This is a genomic window from Joostella sp. CR20, from assembly GCF_038433465.1.
In the GTDB taxonomy this organism is placed as follows: Bacteria; Bacteroidota; Bacteroidia; order Flavobacteriales; family Flavobacteriaceae; genus Galbibacter.
On the sequence record NZ_JAESVF010000026.1, the window covers coordinates 1 to 3,208 of the forward strand.

2 rRNA genes are annotated in these 3,208 nt (G+C 48.3%); both read left to right on the forward strand.

The features are described 5' to 3' along the window. Nucleotides 1–33 precede the first annotated feature (33 nt). Nucleotides 34–2,856, forward strand: a 23S ribosomal RNA gene (locus tag JMA43_RS13870). A gap of 205 nt (nucleotides 2,857–3,061) precedes the next feature. Then, a 5S ribosomal RNA gene (gene rrf, locus JMA43_RS13875) occupies nucleotides 3,062–3,169 on the forward strand. Nucleotides 3,170–3,208: the final 39 nt, after the last annotated feature.

Sequence of the window (3,208 nt, forward strand, 5' to 3'; positions counted from 1 at the left end):
ATAACATTAGAATATATAAAGAGCAAAAAGTACAATAAGCTATGTAAGGGCGTATGGGGAATGCCTAGGCTCTCAGAGGCGATGAAGGACGTGATAAGCTGCGAAAAGCTATGGGGAGTGGCACACACACTATGATCCATAGATATCCGAATGGGGCAACCCACTTGATTGAAGGTCAAGTATCCTTCGGGAGGCAAACCTGCTGAACTGAAACATCTAAGTAGGCAGAGGAGAAGAAAACAATAGTGATTCCGCTAGTAGTGGCGAGCGAACGCGGAATAGCCCAAACCAATTCTGTTACGGCAGTATTGGGGTTGTAGGACTGCGATATTCGATGCGTAATGAATTAGAACTGTTTGGAAAGACAGACCATAGAGGGTGATAGTCCCGTAAAAGTAAAGAGCGTTATTGATAGCAGTATCCTGAGTAGTGCGGGGCACGTGAAACCCTGTATGAATTTGGCGGGACCATCCGCTAAGGCTAAATACTCCTGAGAGACCGATAGTGAACCAGTACCGTGAGGGAAAGGTGAAAAGTACCCTGAATAAGGGAGTGAAAAAGAACCTGAAACCATACGCTTACAAGCGGTCGGAGCCCCATTGGGGTGACGGCGTGCCTTTTGCATAATGAGCCTACGAGTTACTTTTACTAGCGAGGTTAAGTGATTCAGTCATGCAGCCGTAGCGAAAGCGAGTCTGAATAGGGCGATATAGTTAGTAGTAGTAGACGCGAAACCGTGTGATCTACCCATGGGCAGGGTGAAGCTTTGTTAACCCAAAGTGGAGGCCCGAACCCGTTGACGTTGAAAAGTCTTGGGATGACCTGTGGGTAGGGGTGAAAGGCCAATCAAACTCGGAAATAGCTCGTACTCCCCGAAATGCATTTAGGTGCAGCGTTGATTAATAGTTTTATAGAGGTAGAGCTACTGATTGGATGCGGGGGCTTCACCGCCTACCAATTCCTGACAAACTCCGAATGCTATAAAATGTTTATCAGCAGTGAGGGCATGGGTGCTAAGGTCCATGTCCGAGAGGGAAAGAACCCGGACCATCAGCTAAGGTCCCCAAGTGTATACTAAGTTGAAAAAACGCGGTTTGATTGCTTAGACAGCTAGGATGTTGGCTTGGAAGCAGCCATTCATTTAAAGAGTGCGTAACAGCTCACTAGTCGAGCGATCGAGCATGGATAATAATCGGGCATAAGTATACCACCGAAGCTATGGACTAATTAATTAGTGGTAGGGGAGCATTCTAAACTGGGTAGAAGGTGAACTGTGAGGTTTGCTGGACTGTTTAGAAAAGAAAATGTAGGCATAAGTAACGATAATGCGGGCGAGAAACCCGCACGCCGAAAGACCAAGGTTTCCTCAGCTATGCTAATCAGCTGAGGGTTAGTCAGGGCCTAACGCGAACCCGAAGGGGGTAGTGGATGGACAACAGGTTAATATTCCTGTACTTGCATATAATTAAAAGTGACGGAGGCGAGAAGTTAGTGCGTGCTGACGGAATAGCACGTTGAAGTGAGTAGTAATACCACGATAGTACACTAAGGCTCCGGCTGCGGTGATAATCTAGCGGATCGACTTCCAAGAAAAGCGATATATGCAACCTGTACCGTAAACCGACACAGGTGGTTGGGATGAGTATTCTAAGGCGCTCGAGAGATTCATGGCTAAGGAACTAGGCAAAATAGACCTGTAACTTCGGGAGAAAGGTCGCCCCACTCCGGTGGGGCCGCAGTGAAAAGGTCCAGGCGACTGTTTATCAAAAACACAGGGCTCTGCTAAATCGAAAGATGATGTATAGGGCCTGACACCTGCCCGGTGCTGGAAGGTTAAGGGGAGATGTTAGCTTCGGCGAAGCATTGAACTGAAGCCCCAGTAAACGGCGGCCGTAACTATAACGGTCCTAAGGTAGCGAAATTCCTTGTCGGGTAAGTTCCGACCTGCACGAATGGTGTAACGATCTGGACACTGTCTCGGCCATGAGCTCGGTGAAATTGTAGTATCGGTGAAGATGCCGATTACCCGCTGTGGGACGAAAAGACCCCGTGCACCTTTACTATAGCTTCGTATTGACTTTGGATAAGTGATGTGTAGGATAGGTGGGAGACTTTGATCATGTATCGCCAGGTATGTGTGAGTCATTGTTGAAATACCACCCTTTACTTATTTGAAGCCTAACTTCCGTTGGAAGGACAGTGCGTGGTGGGTAGTTTGACTGGGGTGGTCGCCTCCAAAAGAGTAACGGAGGCTTCTAAAGGTTCCCTCAGCACGCTTGGTAACCGTGCGTAGAGTGCAATGGCACAAGGGAGCTTGACTGAGAGACCTACAAGTCGATCAGGTACGAAAGTAGAGCATAGTGATCCGGTGGTTCCGTATGGAAGGGCCATCGCTCAAAGGATAAAAGGTACGCCGGGGATAACAGGCTGATCTCCCCCAAGAGCTCACATCGACGGGGGGGTTTGGCACCTCGATGTCGGCTCGTCACATCCTGGGGCTGGAGAAGGTCCCAAGGGTTGGGCTGTTCGCCCATTAAAGTGGCACGCGAGCTGGGTTCAGAACGTCGTGAGACAGTTCGGTCTCTATCTACAGTGGGCGTTAGAAATTTGAGTGGATCTGACTCTAGTACGAGAGGACCGAGTTGGACTAACCGCTGGTGTAGCTGTTGTTCCGCCAGGAGCATTGCAGCGTAGCTATGTTGGGAAGGGATAAGCGCTGAAAGCATATAAGCGCGAAACCCGCCACAAGATGAGATTTCTTTAAAGGGTCGTGAGAGACGATCACGTTGATAGGCTACAGGTGTAAAGGCAGTAATGTCACAGCCGAGTAGTACTAATAACCCGTAAGCTTATGTACATTAGTCCTCTTACGTTCGCAAAGCGTAAGAGGACGCAAACTCTTTAATTTTCTAAAAAGACTTTTCTTTACTTACTTTAAAAGTATGTTTTTATCTCAGTATGTTACAATATTGGCCCCACCTAACCTCCCCAAAGGGGAGGAATAAAGGGCAGTACAATCCTAGCCCCTTCCTTTGGAGGGGGTTGGGGGAGGCTTAAGATTTAAGGTGGTTATAGCGACGGGGCTCACCTCTTCCCATTCCGAACAGAGCAGTTAAGCCCGCCAGCGCCGATGGTACTACGAAAGTGGGAGAGTAGGTCGCCGCCTTCTTTAGAATCCTCATCAGAAATGATGAGGATTTTTTTTTGC